The 16702-nt window shown below is 67.7% G+C and carries 16 protein-coding genes; 7 read left to right on the top strand and 9 right to left on the bottom strand.

The features are described 5' to 3' along the window. The 3 genes from AB4Y72_RS01345 to AB4Y72_RS01335 all read right to left on the bottom strand — a co-directional run bounded on the left by AB4Y72_RS01345 (position 1) and on the right by AB4Y72_RS01335 (position 3236). Positions 1-1140: an FAD-dependent oxidoreductase gene (locus AB4Y72_RS01345; RefSeq protein WP_441424376.1), complete on the bottom strand. Its 1140-nt coding sequence runs from the start codon at positions 1138-1140 to the stop codon at positions 1-3. An 81-nt stretch (positions 1141-1221) separates the two neighbouring features. After that, entirely contained in the window at positions 1222-2175 is a 954-nt protein-coding gene (locus tag AB4Y72_RS01340; RefSeq protein WP_441424375.1) for a phosphotriesterase, read from the bottom strand. Positions 2176-2225: 50 nt separating this feature from the next. Beyond that, positions 2226-3236: a phosphotriesterase gene (locus AB4Y72_RS01335; protein WP_441424374.1), complete on the bottom strand. Its 1011-nt coding sequence runs from the start codon at positions 3234-3236 to the stop codon at positions 2226-2228. Positions 3237-3498: 262 nt separating this feature from the next. Between AB4Y72_RS01335 and AB4Y72_RS01330 the strand changes: the two genes are divergently transcribed. The 5 genes from AB4Y72_RS01330 to AB4Y72_RS01310 are packed head-to-tail and all read left to right on the top strand — an operon-like array spanning position 3499 to position 8513. Continuing rightward, positions 3499-5220, top strand: coding sequence for an MFS transporter (locus AB4Y72_RS01330; RefSeq protein ID WP_441424373.1), 1722 nt, complete (start codon positions 3499-3501; stop codon positions 5218-5220). 47 nt (positions 5221-5267) lie between these two features. After that, entirely contained in the window at positions 5268-6440 is a 1173-nt protein-coding gene (locus AB4Y72_RS01325; protein WP_441424372.1) for a cytochrome P450, read from the top strand. Next, the gene (locus AB4Y72_RS01320) at positions 6437-6631 is read left to right on the top strand and encodes a ferredoxin (RefSeq protein WP_441424371.1); all 195 of its coding nucleotides are present in this window, start codon (positions 6437-6439) and stop codon (positions 6629-6631) included. Before AB4Y72_RS01325 ends, AB4Y72_RS01320 begins: the two co-directional genes overlap by 4 nt. A 17-nt stretch (positions 6632-6648) precedes the next feature. Further along, a complete protein-coding gene (locus tag AB4Y72_RS01315; RefSeq protein WP_441424370.1) occupies positions 6649-7872 on the top strand; it encodes an NAD(P)/FAD-dependent oxidoreductase in 1224 nt (407 codons plus the stop codon). A gap of 26 nt (positions 7873-7898) precedes the next feature. Then, positions 7899-8513, top strand: a complete 615-nt coding sequence (locus AB4Y72_RS01310) for a TetR/AcrR family transcriptional regulator (RefSeq protein WP_441424369.1) — start codon at positions 7899-7901, stop codon at positions 8511-8513. A 213-nt stretch (positions 8514-8726) separates the two neighbouring features. Here the strand turns inward: AB4Y72_RS01310 and AB4Y72_RS01305 are convergent, their stop codons facing one another. From AB4Y72_RS01305 to AB4Y72_RS01290, 4 genes are all read right to left on the bottom strand, one after another. Next, a complete protein-coding gene (locus AB4Y72_RS01305) occupies positions 8727-9482 on the bottom strand; it encodes a maleylpyruvate isomerase family mycothiol-dependent enzyme (protein WP_441424368.1) in 756 nt (251 codons plus the stop codon). After that, positions 9482-10324 (bottom strand): fumarylacetoacetate hydrolase family protein, encoded by an 843-nt coding sequence (locus tag AB4Y72_RS01300; protein WP_441424367.1) that lies wholly within the window; start codon positions 10322-10324, stop codon positions 9482-9484. Before AB4Y72_RS01300 ends, AB4Y72_RS01305 begins: the two co-directional genes overlap by 1 nt. Then, positions 10321-11466 (bottom strand): cupin domain-containing protein, encoded by a 1146-nt coding sequence (locus AB4Y72_RS01295; protein WP_441424366.1) that lies wholly within the window; start codon positions 11464-11466, stop codon positions 10321-10323. The genes AB4Y72_RS01300 and AB4Y72_RS01295 overlap by 4 nt, the downstream gene beginning before the upstream one ends. Positions 11467-11585: 119 nt before the next feature. Then, a complete protein-coding gene (locus AB4Y72_RS01290) occupies positions 11586-12407 on the bottom strand; it encodes an IclR family transcriptional regulator (RefSeq protein ID WP_441424365.1) in 822 nt (273 codons plus the stop codon). A 48-nt stretch (positions 12408-12455) separates the two neighbouring features. On the opposite strand from AB4Y72_RS01290, the gene AB4Y72_RS01285 reads away from it, so the two are divergent. Both AB4Y72_RS01285 and AB4Y72_RS01280 read left to right on the top strand, forming a co-directional pair. Further along, complete coding sequence (locus AB4Y72_RS01285) at positions 12456-13802, top strand: MFS transporter (protein WP_441424364.1); 1347 nt, start codon at positions 12456-12458, stop codon at positions 13800-13802. Next, a complete protein-coding gene (locus AB4Y72_RS01280; protein WP_441424363.1) occupies positions 13795-15081 on the top strand; it encodes an FAD-dependent oxidoreductase in 1287 nt (428 codons plus the stop codon). Before AB4Y72_RS01285 ends, AB4Y72_RS01280 begins: the two co-directional genes overlap by 8 nt. A gap of 125 nt (positions 15082-15206) precedes the next feature. On the opposite strand, the gene AB4Y72_RS01275 is transcribed toward AB4Y72_RS01280, so the two are convergent. Further along, positions 15207-15908: an SCO1664 family protein gene (locus tag AB4Y72_RS01275; protein ID WP_441424362.1), complete on the bottom strand. Its 702-nt coding sequence runs from the start codon at positions 15906-15908 to the stop codon at positions 15207-15209. 46 nt (positions 15909-15954) lie between these two features. Continuing rightward, positions 15955-16608, bottom strand: a complete 654-nt coding sequence (locus AB4Y72_RS01270; RefSeq protein WP_441424361.1) for an MSMEG_4193 family putative phosphomutase — start codon at positions 16606-16608, stop codon at positions 15955-15957. Positions 16609-16702: the final 94 nt, after the last annotated feature.

Genomic DNA, 16702 nt, shown 5'->3' with positions numbered 1-16702 from the left:
TCAGGCCTTCGCCGGTGCTGCTGCGCGGGCGGCGGGCTTCTGGGATGCGGGTTTCTGGCCGGGGAAGACGTCATTGACCTCTTCCTCGCTCCACCCCTGGCGGGAGATGCGCTGCAGCTCATCTGTCACCGGCTTGCGCGTCGCCTGGAACAGGGCCAGCGCCTCCTTGACCGAGCTGGCCTGGGCGAGGGCGTCGGCCAGCGCTCCGGCGTCCTCGATGGCAGAGTTCGCACCCTGGCCCTGGTGGTGCAGCATGGAGTGGGCCGCATCGCCCATGAGGACAACCGAGTCGGTGTGCCAGGTGTCAACCGGGTCGATGTCGTAGACCGCGCGGATGTTGACGGCGTCCATGTCCAGGCCGCGGGCGATCGCCACGATCCGCTCGTCGAATCCTTCTACCGTCTTCAGGAGTTCTTCCTTCGTGATCGCAGGTGCCCAGGTTCCGTCCGGGTTCAGGGCGGTGATATCGAAGGACATCTGGTTGCGCTGGCGCAGCGGCAGCAGGTAGACCTTGGTGCCCTTGCCGATGTACATCCGGAGGTTGTCGTCGACCACCAGGCCGTGGGAGTCGTCGGCGGAGATCACCACCCGGTAGGCGTGCTCGCCGGAGAACACCGGGCCCTTGTCGCTGAAGAGATGCTCGCGCACCGCCGACTTGATGCCGTCGGCGCCGACCACCAGGTCGGCCTCGACCGTCTCACCGTTGGCAAAGGTCAGAACGGAGCGGCCGCCCTTGTCCTCGATGGTTTCCAACCTGTGGCCAAGCTGCACCATGCCTTCGGGAAGCACGCCGAGCAGGGCCTCGATGAAGTCACGGCGGTGGATGAGGTACGTCTGCTTCTCTTCGCCGAACTCCGGCCAGGTGTCCTTCATGATCGGTTCGCCGGTGGCCGTGAGGATTTCGAAGTAGTCGCTCGCCGAGCTCACGTTGGCGATCGCGTCGAAGATCCCCCACTGACGGAACCGGGCCATGGTCGCGGGACGTAGGCCGATGCCGGCGCCGACCTCTCCCATCTGGGGAGCCTGCTCGTAGACTTTGACGTCCGCACCGAGCAGGCTCAGGGCCTTGGCCGCCGCGGCCCCGCCGTAGCCTGCGCCGACGATGGCGATCTTGAGGTTCTTGAGGTCTTCAGCCTTCATGGTTTCATCTCTTTCTTGACTCTTTCGTGGCCCGGGCCATGTCTGGCGGAAACGGGCAAGTTGTGGGGGTCTGTCCGCGGGTCAGGCGTGCAGCGACAGGAAGTCTGCCGGGTTGTCCTCGAGCAGGAGTTTGAGGGTGGCGTCATCGATGCCGGCCGCCCGCATGTCGGGGATCATGTCCTCGAAGATGTAGTTGATGGTGTGGCCCTTCACGCCGGGCCAGCCCAGGGGGCTGCAGTTGGCGTCGGCCGAGACGAGGAGTTTGTCCGCATAGCCCTTGTTAACGAGCTTGACGAAGTGCTCCATCCGTTCGGCGCGCTTGCGTCCCCAAAACGGCGGGTCCGGCAGTTCCAGGTCGTAGCCGAAGGTATCGAAGCCGATCCTGCCGCCCTGCGCGTAGATCCAGTCGTGCGGAGTGATCGGCGCGTTCAGGCCGTCGTCGGCGTGGCCGAACAGCACACGGTCCAGCGCCAGGCCTTCTTCGTTGAAGATGGTCACGGCCGGTTCCGGGTCGATCGCCAGGTGGGTCAGGATCGGCGCGCCGGTGACGACGGCGGCGCGGGCTGCGGCCCGGTAGATGCGCTTGTCCAGGTCCGTCATGCGTCCGCCGCGGCTCACGCCGACCTTGATGACGCCGGCCTTGGCGCCGGTGTTGCCGATGCCGACGGTGATCTCGTGGATGAAGACCTTCGCGAGGTAGTCCACCGTGGCGCGGGAGAAGTGCGGCAGGGCGGTGTCGCCGCCGACGAAGCCGGTGCAGGCCACGATGTGCACGCCCGTCTTCCGGGCCAGGGACTTGTAGTAGTCCACGTCGCGGCCGTTGCAGATGCCTGTGGCGTCCACGAAGGTGCCGCCGCCGTATTCGCGGAATTTGCGCAGCTTGGGCACGGTTTCCTCGTAGGCCTGTTCCGGCGACTTCCACCACTTGGTGTCCAGTTCGGAGCCGGGCATCCCGTAGCCGATATGTTCGTGGACCGCCACGATTTCCAGTTCTTCGGCCGGGATGGTTCCCAGCACTGTGTTGACCTTGGTCATGCGTTCACCTCAGGGGTTCGAAAGGTTGTTGTCTTGGAGCGGAAGCGTGCTTAGCGGACGGTCAGCAGCGTGCGCGGGTTGTCCACGAGGATCCGCTGGGCGTCTTCTTCGCTCAGGCCGCGGGACTTGAGGAACGGCACGAACGTGGTCAGGACGTGGCTGTAGGGCAGGTTGTAGTCCGGCAGGCCTTTGGCCACGCCGATGGAGTTGCCCGAAAGGATGATCTTGTCCGCGTGGCCGGCCTGGAGGAGCTCGAGGACCAGTTCGGCGCGCTCGTGGTCGGTGAGGTAGTCCGCATGGTCGTTCAGGCCCACGTGGTCGAGGCCGACGAAGGCTCCGCGGCCGGCGACCTCGATGGCGGCACCTTTTGCGTCACTGCGGTCCAGGTCGCCGACGAGCACCCGGTCGGCCGCGATCTGTTCGTCCAGGACAATGTCCAGGTCGCGCAAGGCATCGGCGCCAAAACGGATGGAGGCCGGGACGCCGGTGTTCTTGGCGGCGCGGGCGGCGCCTCGGAACAGGCTCTCCTCGGTCGGGGTCATGCCGGCGCGGTCTGCGACGGTGGCGACGATTCCGGCGGCGGCGCGACGCTCAATGCGGGGCACCACCATCCCCTCGGTGACCTCGTTGCCGAAGAGTTCGGCGAACTTCTCGGCCGGCCACGGAGTGGGCGGGCTGGTCTGCGGGGTCAGGAAGTACCCGCCGAGTTCTTCCTCCGGGCCCAGGCCCGTGGAGGCGATGATGTGGACACCGGTGGAGCGGGACAGTGCCTCGTAGAGCTTGAGGTCGCGGCCGTGGAACATGCCGGTGCTATCGACGATGGTGCTGCCGCCGTGGTTGCGGAAGTCGGCTAGCTTGCCGGCAAGGACCTCGAAGATCTCGGCCCGGTCCATGGAGATGTCCGGGGCGTACTGCGCGCCGGGGAGTACCGACAACAAGGCCTCATGGACCGCGACAACGCCCAGTTCGGAAGCAGGGACGGGACCCAGGACCGTGTTCACGGTTAGCCCGGCGGTGGCGGCAATCGCCTCGCCGGAGCCGGGGGGTGGGGGGTAACTCACGTGGCTTCTCCCTTGAAGTTATGGGTGCTGAGTGCAGGAGCGCCGCGGAGTCTGGCCAGGCCGTCGCTCCGTTGCGGTGTAGCCAGCATCACACAATGCTTTACACCGTGTCAAGGAAATAGTCGGAGCGTACGTCGAGCCGAAATTGGAATCGAAGCGTTTATGAAGCCAACGTTGCGTATGTCCTCTTGACAGTCTGTAAAGTTTGACTCCAAACTGTGGTGAACGCCACACCCACTCTTGAAACAAAGGAGTTTCATCGATGAGTCAGACCCCCTCGCTATCGAGCCGCGGCTCGGTACGGGCCACTTTCGTCGCCGCCTACAGTGCGGTCGCGCTGGCCCAAATCACCAATGCCCTGCCGGGCGCCCTCAACGGCACCTTCGCCGTGGAATTCCATACCTCGGGCGCAGGGCTGACCTGGATTGCCGGTATGTTCATGATGGGCATCGTGGTGTTTGAACTCAGCTGGGGGCTCCTGGGCGACATGTTCGGGCGCAGGAAGCTTCTGTACGCGGGCGCTGTGGTCAGCGTCGCAGGCTCCGTCCTGGCGGCACTGGCGTCCACCACCGAGATGATGATCGCGGCGCAGGCGGTCGGCGGCATCGGGGCCGGAATTCTGTTCCCCATTTCGCTGTCCATGATCGCGGCGATCACCCCGGACCACCGCGCCCGGGCGAAGGTCATCGCCACCTGGGCCGGGTTCCTCTCCCTGGGGGCGGTCATTTCTCCCATGCTGGCAGGCCTGACGGCTGCGGCCTTCACCGTTCCGGGTGCCGCGGCAGGCGCGCCCAACGTCTTTAGCGGTTGGCGCGTTGCCTACTTCATCGCCGCCGCGATCGCCGTCGCCGTCCTCCTCGTGGCGGTCCGGGCGAAGGATTCCGCAGCCGCCGAGGGACGCAGGCTGGACCTGCCCGGACAGGTGACGCTCGCGCTCGGCCTGATCGCGGTCCTCTTCGCCACCGTGCAGGCTGTCGACGCCGGCTTCGGCAGCGCCGAGGTGATCGCCAGCTACGTGGCCGGCGGCCTCCTCCTGGTCGCTTTCGTCGTCATCGAAATGCGCACCAGCCAGCCGCTCATCCACCTGACGCTGTTCCGGAACAGCGCCTATTCCATCACCGGCATTGTTGCGGTAACCGGCATGTTCGCCTTCCTCGCGGTCTGCTACAGCACCAGCGTCGCGGTCGGCGGGCTCGCCCTCGCCGAAGCCTGGAAGGTCGGCGTGTTGTTCGTCTTCATCCAGGGGCCGGCCTTCGCGTTCATACCGGTGGTGGGCTGGTTGATCCACCATGTGGCCCCGCGCTGGGTGCTCACGGCGGGCTTCGCCTTCATGGCTGTCTCGGCCTTCTGGCTCTCGACATTCGCACTGGGCACGCCGGAGGCCTTCGGCGGAACTCCCTGGACGGCGTTCATTACCCCGCTCCTGCTGTTGGGTATCGGGTTCGCGCTCACGGTCGGCTCCATCACCGCCGTTGCCATCAACACCGTCCAGCCGCAGCACATCGGCATGGCCTCTGCCACGACCAACCTCTTGCGCGACCTCGGTTTCGCCCTCGGCCCCGTCATCGGCTCAGCCATCGCGTTCGGAGTCGGAGCCACCGTCTTCGCCGGGCCCCTCGCCGGCATCCTCGGCGGAGCAGGGCTGCCCGCCGACGCCGTGGCCGGGCTGTCGAACGTGCCACCGCTGGGTTACCTTTCAGGCTGGGAAGGCGTCATCGCGCAGTTCTCCGGCCAGGCAGCCGCCAGCGGCGCACCGGCCGAGGCGGTCGACGCCATGGTCAGGGCCCTCACCTCCGCCAAGCCGCAGATCCAGGGCGTGGCGGGGACGTCCTTGGGCCAGGGCTTCCAGACCGTCTACCTTGCCGCGGGCCTCGCTGCGGCCCTCTCCGCTGTTCTTACCCTATTCATCTCCGCACGATCCTCGGCGCCCACGACCGACGACATCGCGGAGACTACCGAAGCCAACGCCGAGGCGATTGTCTAGGCTGACGGCCCTCCCTTCACCGACCCATCATCCGCAAGGAGAACACCGTGACTGCACCCACCGAATCCACCATCGATATCTGGGATGACGACATCCTGGTCGACCCCTACCCGACGTATGCCGCGCTGCGCGAGCAGGCCGGCGTGGTCCACCTGCCCAAGAACGACCTGTACGTTCTGACCCGCTACGACATCATCCGCGAAGCGCTGGGCGATCCCGCGACGTTTTCGTCCGCCAGCATCGGCTTCAACCCGATGGTTAACGAGGCGCTTCAGGGCACCTCGCTTGCCTCGGACCCGCCCGTCCACACCCAGCTCCGCGCCACGCTGTCACAGAACCTCACCCCCCGCGCACTGCGCGGCCTGAAAGTCGTCATCGACGAAAAGGCGGACAAGCTCGTCGCGGAACTCGCCGGCAGCGGCAGCTTCGAGGCCATCGATGCGCTGGCCCGGGCGTTCCCGATCGAAATCGTTGCCGACCTCATTGGCTTCAGCGGCCACGTCAAGGACAACATGCTGCGCTGGGGGCAGGCCGCAATGCAGGTCATCGGCCCGCTGAACCAGCGCACCCAGGAGAGCTTCCCGATCGCCGGCGAGCTCTACGGCTGGTGCTCGTCGGTCACCGCCGAGGACCTCACGCCCGGCTCCATCGGCCGCGGAATCTTCGACGCCGAGACCCGCGGGGACATCCCGCAAGGCTCTGCGGGGCACATCATCCACCAGTACCTGGGGGCGGGCGTCGACACGACCATCGCATCCATCGGCAATATCATTGCGTTGTTCGGCCACCACCCCGAACAGTTCGACCTGGTCCGGGAGAACCCGGACCTTGTTCCGGCAGCCTTCGCCGAAGTGCTGCGCTATTGGGCACCGGTCCACATCTGGGGCCGCAAGGCAACCCGGGACGTGGAAATCGACGGAGTCACCATTCCTGCGGGCGCCCAGATGGGCATCCTCTTTGGCGCCGGAAACAGGGACCCGCGGCATTATGAGAACCCGGACGTCTTCGACGTCATGCGCAACCCGGTGGATCATCTCTCCTTCGGCTACGGACCTCACGGGTGCGCCGGCCAGGGCCTGGCGAGACTTGAAGCACATGCGATCATCGAGGCACTTGCCCGCAGGGTGAAATCCCTGACGGTCTCCGAGGAGGTCCGGGAGCCAAGCAACATCACCCGGAGCTTCGAACTGCTCCAGGTCGAAAAGGTGGTGGCAGCATGAGGATCGAACTGGACCGGCCGCGCTGCGAAGGACACGGCCTGTGCGAGGAAGCCGCACCGAAGCTGATGCACCTCGATGACGACGGCGAACTGGTGATCGACGTCGCTGAGGTGGACGGGGCCGAGCTCGACGCCGCCAAAGCAGCGGTGCGGGTCTGCCCGGTTGCCGCACTGCGACTGGCCGCGGCCTGATGATGCGCAGGATCGTCGTGGTTGGCAACGGCATTGCTGGGCTGACGGCCTGCGACTCGCTGCGCTCGGCCGGCTTCGACGGTGAACTCACTGTCGTTGGCGCCGAACGCCACCATCCCTACAGTCGCCCGGCCCTGTCCAAAGCGCTCCTGCACGGTGTCGATGGGAAGAGTGCCGATGGGAAGAGTGTTGATGGCACGAGCGGTGATGCGCTCCACGCGCACGAGCTGCCCGCGCCGACCCACGAAGCAACCGAGCTGCTCGGCGAGAGCGCCACTAGCCTGGACGTCGACGCCCGGCTGGTCCGCCTGGACGGGGGCGGTGAGCTGCCGTATGACGGCCTCGTCATCGCCTCCGGCTCCCGGGCGAAGCGCCTCGCCGCCGGGTACGGAGCTGCAGGGCCGGACCAGGACGGCCCCCTCCGCGAGTTCACCCTGCGCACCATCGAGGACGCGGTCTTGCTCAAGGAGCGTGTCGCCTCGCGCCCTTCGGTCATCGTGATCGGCGGCGGACCGCTCGGCATGGAGGTCGCGTCCGGTTGCCTGCACATGGGCTGCGAGGTCACCCTCGTCTCAGATGTCAGGCCGCTGTCGCGCCAGCTCGGCGACCATCTGTCCGGCATTTTCACCTCCGCCGCCATCCTGGGCGGCCTGCGGTTGATCCGCGGCGGGAAGGCCCGTCTGGTCGATCACGGTGACGGGGCAACGGTTGTCCTGGCCGACGGCACGGAACTCGAAGCGGATCTCGTGGTGACCGCCGTCGGCGATGAGCCGAACATTGACTGGCTGGCCGGCTCAGGTCTGCTCAGCGAGGGGTCGCTGCGCGTGGACTCGCGCGGCCGGCTGCGGCCGGAGATCGTCGCCGCCGGCGACGTGGCCTTCTTCCCCACCCTTCGCGGCGTGCAGCGGGTTCCCCTATGGACGAGTGCGATCGACCAGGCCAAGGTCGCCGCCGTCGGCCTGCTGCAGGGCGACGGCGCACCCGAGTTCAACTTCCAGCCGTATTTCTGGACGGAAGGCTTCGGACTGTCGCTCAAGGCGGTCGGTTTCACGCCGGTTGTGGGCGCACCCGGTTATAGTGAGCCCGGCCGGGAGGACGGGTCGGCGCTCCTGCGCTGGGACAACCCGGACGGTTCGGGGACCGCTGCCGCGATCAATTACCGGATCCCGATGCCCAAACTGCGCCGGCTGGCCGACGCCGGTCCGGCCGCGCTCCGCCCGGCGGCGTCTGCCCGGGTTTGATCCCACACCAGCGTTAGGATTGATCCATGTCGTCGTTGCGGGAAGCCCAGAAGAAGCTCACTCGCGACATGATCGTGGAACGGGCGCTTGAGCTCTTCACCGAAAAGGGCTACGCCGCGACCACCATCGACGAGATCGCGGCGGCGGCCGGCACCACCAGGGTGACCTTTTACGCCTACTACCCCTCACGGGCCGATTTGATGCGGGACTTCATGGCGCGAGTCAACGCGGTGCTGGACCGTGCCGACGGACCGGAGAGCGGTTCCACCGCGGCCGACCTGGTTGACGTGGTGCGTGCAGGCGAATTGCCGGGGATCCTGGCCTGGCTCGAGTCGAGGGCGGCGCTCTGGCCGGTTTTCCGGCCCTACCTGGACGTCCTCGACGAGGCCGCCGCCGTCGACCGTGACGTACGCGCGATGGTTGAGGGGTGGCACGAGGAGGTCATTTCCGACCTGGTCCGCGGAATGGAGCTGGCCGGGCGTTTCCGGGAGGAGACGCGCCACATCCGCGGGACCCTCGCCTTCACGTCCCTGGACTACGTTGCCACCCTCTGGACGCGACGCAAGTTGGAACCCAACCGCGACCACGCACTGGAGGTACTGGCCGACAACTGGTACCACCTGCTCTGCGACGAAGGCTGAAGCAGAACCTCGCCCTGTTCGGCGTGGCCAAGGATGACTCCGGTGTGGCCGGTGCTGCGGTCCGGAGGCACTTTGACGCGGACACGCCGCGAACCAGGGCGCCGGCGTCGAACAGTGCCCCCAAAGTGCCCCCGGACGGAGGCACCCGAGCACGAAAGCGGTAGGCCCCGTCGCCGAGGGGGCCCACCGCTTTTATGGCCGCTTAGCCGGTGCTCAAATCCATTTGGGTGCGGGCGGGACTTGGCGGAGGGCTGCGCCATCCTGGTCTGCAGCGGTGACGCCGCCGTTGCCGCGGCCGGCGGCCCATTCGACGACGGCGGCCAGGGGTCCGGAGACGACGGTGGGGGTCGCCGACGTCGTGTCCCCGAACGTGATGCCGCGGTCCGTGACGTTGACCAGCAGGCCCGCATCCGTGCCGCGGGTGTGCCAGGCTCCGGTGATGTCCGCCAGCAGCCTTTCCAGGACGGGTACCGGGATGTCCCGGAAGACGGCCCCGTTGTCCAGGTCCACGGCGTGGATCCAGACTTCGCGGCTGCGCATCCAGACCGTTTCCGTGGCCGGCACTTCCCGGCCCTGGATGGTGCGGACTGTGTGGTGCCAAGCCTCCTCCGGGAGGTCCCGCCATTCGACGTTCAGGTGCACGGCGGAGTGGTCGAAGAGGTGCCGCAGCGCGATCGGGGACAGGGTGGCGCCGAAGTCGATCTCGTGGTCCCGGACCGCGGTGGAGGCATACATTGGGGTCTCGACGCCGGTGGCGGCCCACTCGATGAGCCGGGCGATGGCGCGGGCGTTGTAGCCGATGTGCGCGGTGATGTGGCGGCGGGTCCAGCCCGGCAGCAGCGAGTCGCCGTCGAGCTCCGCGTCACTAAGCTCGTTAAGCTTGCGGGCGAAGAACGCCGTGCCCCGCCGCGCCTGCAGCAAGGCCGCCAGCAGCTCCGGGTCGCTCGTCTGGTCGTGGCGGGCGACCATCAGGCTTCCTTGACCACGCGGTTTTTCAGCTGTCCCAGTCCCTCGATGGTGGTGACCAGGAGCTGGCCCTCCTGCAGGTAACGCTTCGGGTCCTGGGCATGGCCCACACCGCCCGGGGTGCCGGTAGCGATCACGTCGCCGGGGTTCAGCGTGATGATGGTGGAGATGTAGGAGACCAGGAACTCCGGGGTGAAGACCAGGTCGCCGGTCGGGGTGCTCTGCTGGATGTCGCCGTCGACTGCGGAGGTCATCAGCGGTCCGGCGGTGAATTCATCCGGGGTGACCAGGGCCGGGCCGAACGGGGTGGACTTTTCCCAGGTCTTGCCCTGCAGCCACTGGATGGTGCGGAACTGGTAGTCGCGCATGGACACGTCGTTCAGCACGGCGTAGCCGGCGATGTGGTCCGGGGCGTCGGCCTCGCTGATCCGGCGGCCCTTCTTGCCGATCACGACGGCGAGTTCGGCTTCCCAGTCGACGGTGTCGGATTCCTGCGGGAGGGCCAGGTCATCGTTCGGGCCGATCAGGGACTCGGCGTATTTGGCGAACAGGGTGGGGAACTCGGGGACTTCCCGGCCCATTTCCTTGATGTGGTTGCGGTAATTGTGGCCCACGCAGATGATCTTGCCGGGGGAGGGGACGACGGCGTCGAGGTCGGCGCCCTCGAGCGGGTGAGTGGCGCCGCGGGCAGCTTTAGCCGTGGCCTCCCAGCCGGCATCCTTCAGCAGCTCTCCGACGTTGGCGAAGCCGTCGATCTCGGTCAGGGTGTCGCCGTCCTGGCGGACAGCCACGGTGGAAGTGCCGGTGCCGGTGCCGTTTCCGGTACGGAGGGTGAGAAGTCTCATGCGTTCTTGCGTCCTTCGGTGTAGGTGCGGTTGAAGTTCAGTCGTTCGAAAATGGGGGCGTCGCTGAAGCGGAACAGGTCAAACTCCGTTTGGGAGCCAGCCTCGGCCTGCAGGGACCAGGCTGCCCAGGACGGGACCACGAAGAGGTCGCCCTTCTCCAGGGTCCGGGTTTCGCCGCCCAGGACCACGGAGCCGGTCCCTTCGAACACCTGCCAGACGCTGGAGCCGACTTCGCGGACGGTTTCGGTGGTGGCGCCGGCACGCAGGCGGTGGAACTCTGCCCGGATGGTCGGCATCACGTCGCCGCCGGTGGTGGGGTTGGTGTACCGGACCGCGGCGTGGCCCTGGGACACCGTGGCCGGGTGTCCCTCGTCCTCGAGCAGCAGCTGCTCGCGCAGTGCGCGGTCCGTGTATTCCCAGCGGTAGGCCGCGATCGGGGAGCTCGTGGTGTCATCGAGCCCGGAGAGCGGGCGCAGGCCCGGGTGGGCCCAGAGCCGCTCGGAGCGGGAGATGTCCGGGGTGGCCTCGTCGGTGACGCGCTCGGTGCCGAACTCGAAGAACCCGGCGTCGGCATAGTGCACGAACGGGATGTCCAGCCCGTCGATCCAGGCCATCGGCTCATCGGTGTCGTTGTGATGGCCATGGAAATTCCAGCCCGGGGTCAGCAGGAAATCGCCGCGGGACATCCGCACCGGGTCCCCGTTCACGACCGTCCAGACGCCCTCGCCCTCGACCACGAAGCGGAACGCGTTCTGCGAGTGGCGGTGTTCCGGGGCGGTCTCGCGGGCACCGAGGTACTGGATGGCCGCCCACAGCGTCGGGGTCGCATACGGCGTCCCGGCCAGGCCCGGGTTCGCCAGGGCAATGGCGCGGCGTTCGCCGCCGCGGCCCACCGGGACGAGGTCGCCGGCGCGGGCCGCGAGCGGGTACAGATCACTCCACCGCCAGACGTGCGGGACCGCCTTCGGGCTCGGGACCATCGGCATCAGGTCCGCGATCTCGGTCCAGAGCGGGATCAGGTTCTCCCGGTCAAAGTCGCGGTACAGCTCCTGCAGCTGGGCGGCCTCTTCGGGCGTGGGCTCCGGAGCGGTGTGTCCCGCGGCCACTGATTCATGGGTCGTGTTCTCGGCGCTGATGGACACGTGGGCCTCCTCGGTAGGTCGGAAAAGCTTCTTGGCGTAGTTCGACCATACGGAGCCGGCAGTGTGACATCCAGCATATTCTGCTAGTCAGAATTGCTCAGTCCCTGCTCCATCCGGGCTCAGTCCGGCTCGGCCGGATTCGCGGCGATGTCGATCTCCAGTTGCCGGCAGGTTTCCCGCAGGGCGGGGACCAGGCCGGCGTCGAACACCCGGCGGAAGCGGGTCGCGGGCGTGGCGACGCTGAGTGCGCCGACCACGTGCCCGTGCCGGTTGTGCAAGGCCATTCCGAGGGCGCTCACGCCCTCCTCCGTGCCTTCGAAGTTGGCCGCGAAGCCGTTGCCGCGGATGGACTCGAGCTCGCGCAGGAACGCCGGATACTCGCCGTCCGGGATAGTGTCGCCGCCAATTTCGGCATTGTGGCTGCGGAACAGCTGGTCGATCATGTGGGGTTCCAGTTCGGCGAGCATGGCCTTGCCGCCGGACGTCCGGCTGGCGGGCATTACCGTCCCCTGCCGGTCGCCCACCCGCAGGACATTGTTCCCTTCCACCGTGGCCAGGAAGCGCACTTTCGTGCCCACCCGCACCATGAGGTTGACAGTCTCGTTCAGTTGCGCGGAGAGCAGCTCCATGTGCGGCTGGGCGAGCGAGCGGAGCATCCTGGTCCAGCTCAGACCCGCCGGGCCGACTCCCATGGCCGGCCCGGGCACATAGCGGCGGGTTTCATCCTGCACGGCGAAGCCCCGGTAGACCAGCATCGCCAGGAGCCGGTGGGCCGTGGAGGGGGCTACGCCGAGCTCCACGGCGGCGTCCTTGAGCCGCAGCGCGCCGCCGTCGCGGAGCAGTTGCAGGAGTTGCAGCGCGTTGTCCACCGCCTCGATGGAATAGGTCGGCCGCTTCTGGACGGGTTTCCGGGTGGACTTGGCTGGCGGGTTGTTCTGCACATCAGAATTGTATTGTTGTTCGCCTGAAATCTCCACGACAGTAGTGGCATGAATCACACACCTTCCGCTGCAGCGCCGGAGCGGCCAACACTGGGCCTTCCGGGCCCCACTTCCGCTGATGGGCCTGCATCACGGTTTTCCAAAGGCTCGGCCGCGGCCGTCCTCGTCTGCTGGCTCTTCGTGGTCTTCGATGGCTACGACCTCATCGTCTACGGCACCGTCCAGTCCTCGCTGATCTCTGAGACCGGCTGGGGCCTGAACAAAGCGACCGCCGGAACGATCGGCTCCATGGCCTTCGTCGGCATGATGCTCGGGGCGATCTTCGCCGGGCGGATGGCCGACTCCTGGGGCCGCCGCCGGACCATCCTGGGCTGTGCCATCGTCTTTTCCGTCTTCACGGTCCTCTGCGCTTTCGCCCCCAGCGCCCCCGTCTTCGGCGCCCTGCGTCTCCTCGCGGGCATCGGTCTCGGCGGCCTGGTGCCCTCGGCCAATGCGCTCGTGGCAGAACTCGTCACGGCCAAATGGCGGTCCACCGTCGCCACGCTGATGATGTCCGGTGTCCCGATTGGCGGATCCCTCGCGGCCCTCATCGGGATCAACCTGATCCCCGCCTTCGGCTGGGAGTCCATGTTCCTGGTCGCGGCGGTTGCCCTGATGGTCGTGGTGCCGCTCGGGGTGAAATACCTTCCGGAGACCCTGGCCCCGGCCAGCGACGCAGGCAGGGACGCCCGTAACGCAGCCGGGCAACGGCCCGCGGTCAACGAGCCGTCCGGCTTCTCGTCCCTGCTCCGCGCCCCGTACCTGGGGGTGAGTGTGCTGTTCGCCGTGGCCACGATCGCCACCCTGTTCGCCTGGTACGGCCTGGGCACCTGGCTGCCGAACCTCATGCAGCTGGCCGGCTACAACCTGGGCTCCGCACTGACCTTCGCCCTGGCCCTCAACCTGGGCGCGGTGGCCGGCTCGGTCATCACAGCCTGGGCGGGAACCCGCTTCGGGCCGATCCCGACGGCGATCGCCGCGGCCGCCGTCGCCGCCGGTGCCCTCGTGGTCCTTGTGTCCGGGCCGCCCGTCGGCGTCGTCTACGTCATGCTGGTCCTCGCCGGCGTCGGCACCCACGGCACGCAGTGCCTCATTATCGCCGCCGTCGCGAGCCACTATCCCGGACACCTGCGCGGCACGGCGCTGGGCTGGGCGCTGGGCACGGGCCGCATCGGCGCCGTCGCCGCACCCCAGATCGGTGGCCTCCTGCTGGCCGCCGGACTGGGCGTCAATTCCAATTTCCTAGCCTTCGCCGCTGCAGCCGCCATCGCCGCGGTCCTGCTGGCCGCCGTCGGCCTCAAACTCAACTCCAAACTCTCAACGTCAACCTCATCAACAGGAGCTAGCAATGTCTAAGCACGTCCCGTCCACCAGTTTCCTGTCCACCGACGGTCTGTCCACCGACGTCCTGGTCATCGGCGGGGGAATGGCCGGACTGGCCGGAGCCCTCGCGCTGCGTGAAAACGGCGCCAACGTCACCCTGGTGGAGCGGGCCCCCGAATTCGGCGAGGTCGGCGCCGGGCTGCAGATGGCCCCCAACGCCTCCCGCGTCCTGAAGCGCTGGGGCCTGCTGGAAAAGGCGCTGGAAATCGGTGTCCAGCCCAAGCACCTCGTGTTCCGCGACGCCGTCACCGGCGAGGAGCTCACCCGCCAGACCCTAGGCGGGGAGTTCGCGGAGCGCTACGGCGCACCCTACGTCGTGATCCACCGCAGCGACCTGCACCGGGTCCTGCTCGAAGGCTGCGAAGCCGCCGGCGTCAAGCTCGTCAACGACGTCATGGTCGAGAACGTTGAAACCGTCAACGGCCGCGGCGTCGCCCACACCGCAGCGGGCGTGGACTTCGAGGCAGACGTCGTGATCGGCGCCGACGGGCTCCGGTCCACCCTGCGCCCGCTCGTGACCAGCGACGAGCCCGTCTCCTCGGCATACGTCGCCTACCGCGGCACGGTCCCGATCACCGAAAACACCCCCAAAGCCGACCTCGAAGACGTCATTGTCTACCTCGGCCCGGACTGCCACCTGGTGCAGTACCCGCTGCGCAAGGGCAAGCTGCTGAACACCGTGGCCGTCTTCAAGTCGCCCTCCTTCGAGCGCGGCGAAGAACAGTACGGGGGAGTGGACGAGCTCGAGGCTGCGTACAAGGACTGCGTCCCTGCCGTCCAGGAGGCGCTGAAGAACCTGGCCACCGGCATCCGCTGGCCCATGTACGACCGTGACCCGATCGAAAACTGGGTCGCCGGCCGGATGGTGCTGATGGGCGACGCCGCGCACCCGATGCTCCAGTACCTCGCCCAAGGCGCCTGCCAGGCGCTCGAGGACGCGGCCGCGCTGCAGGACGCCACCGTGGGCACGGTCTTCACCGATCACGGCGTGAACCCTGAAGCCTGGGACGGTGCGATCAAGGAGTTCAACAGCATCCGCGCCGCCCGCACCGCCCGGGTCCAGCGCACCGCCCGCGTCTGGGGCGAATCCTGGCACGTCTCCGGCCTGGCCCGGACGCTGCGCAACCTGCTCTTCAAGAGTCGGAAGGACAACGATTTCCAGTACAACGACTGGCTGTACGGCCAGGACGGCGACGGCGTGCCGGCAGTCCGCGAGGCCCAGTCCATTCTCGCGGAGCGGATGTCCGCCTGACCTGCCCCAGCACTCGGGGTCCCGTCATCGGATGACTCGTCACGCGCCGCGGGCCGGCTCCCCAGGGAGCCGGCCCGCGGCGCGTACCGGCGGGCGTGAACGCCGTTCCGCTGGCGGCGGACCTCCTAGACCAGCGGCCACGGGTACCGCATGCCGGTTCGGTCAACCGGCAGCACCGTCTCGTGCAGCAAACGCCGCACCCGGCGCTGCAGGGCGGTGACCTCGCCGCCGTCGAGGAGCTCCGCCACGTCTGGCGGCACGGCCTCCGCGAGCGGAGCGATGTCCCGCAGGAGGGCATCGGGGATGGGGTCACCGGCGAAGTCCCAGATCACGGTGCGCAGCTTAAAGCCTGCCGAGAAGCACAGCCCGTGGTCGATGCCCCAGACCCGTCCGTCGTGGCCGCGCAGCACGTGGCCGCTCTTGCGGTCGGTGTTGTTGGCGATGTAGTCGAACAGGGCGATCCGGGCCAGGTCCCGGTGGACCTCCGGGGCGTCCTCATAGAGGGTGAAATAGTGCTCACTGAAGTCGCACTCGATGAACCACTGCAGCGAGCCGACCCCCAACGGCGCCTCCTCGCGGATCACCGTCGGCGGCACGAGCCCCCACGCCAGGGACTCGCTGAGCAGGTAGGCTGCACGTTCCCGGCGGTAGAGCCCGGGCGCGAAATCGGACAGCGGCCGCTCCCCGGCCTCCGGCTTGTAGACCGCATAGGCTGCGTCGTCGCCGCGGGAGACCTGGACCAGGAACGTCTCGTTGCTGCTGCGAGGGAGTCGGCCGAGCAGCTCGACGCGGCCCTCGGCGAGCAGCGTCAGCTCCCTGCCGGACACAGTCTGGCACCTTTCGCCGAAGGTCCCAACACACTCAGCGGCAACCTCACGGCGCCCACAGCCCACTGAGAGGCTCCGACGTCGAATTCACCGTGAGCACGGTGGGTGCGTGGTCTTCCACAACCGAGATGGCCGACACCGAACCCGGGCTGATGACGATCCGCTGGAAAAGATCCAGAGGCGTGCCCAGGGCGTGGGCGACGGCGGCCTTGATGGGATCGGCGTGGGAGAAGCACACGAGAACGCCGCCGCCGCGGGCGGTGCACAGGACCTCCAGCGCCCCGACGATCCGCGCCTGCATCTCCGTGAAGCTCTCGCCGTTCGGAAAACGGAATTCGGACGGGCTGTGCTGGACGGTGTGCCACTGGGGCAGGGCTGCCAGGTCGGCGATCGCGGCGCCGGTCCAGTCGCCGAAGTCGCATTCGAGCAGGCCGTCGTCGTGGATTACGTCCAGTCCCGTACGCTCCGCCGTCGGCTCCGCTGTCTCGCGGGCGCGCTCCAGCGGCGACGAATAAATGGCGCTGACCGACAGGCCCGTAAGCCGTTCCGCGACCCGTTCTGCCTGGGCCCGGCCCCGATCGGAAAGATGCAGCCCCGCGGCCCGCCCCGGCAGCACCGTGCCCGTCGTCGGCGTTTCCCCGTGGCGCACCAGAAGCAGGAGCGTGCCCTGTTGTGGGGGCTCCGATGAAGGTCCAGGCATTGCTGCAGTCATCAGGATCTAAGCGTAGCGGCAGGGGCCCCGCCCGAGCTTGCGAGGGATGGGGGAGCCGCGGAGCGGTAGCGGCAGGGGCCCC

The sequence above is a fragment of the Arthrobacter sp. YAF34 genome (assembly GCF_052113245.1).
GTDB lineage: Bacteria > Actinomycetota > Actinomycetes > Actinomycetales > Micrococcaceae > Arthrobacter.
The sequence above is the reverse complement of the archived record's forward strand: the minus strand, read 5'-3'. Positions and strand labels throughout refer to the sequence as shown.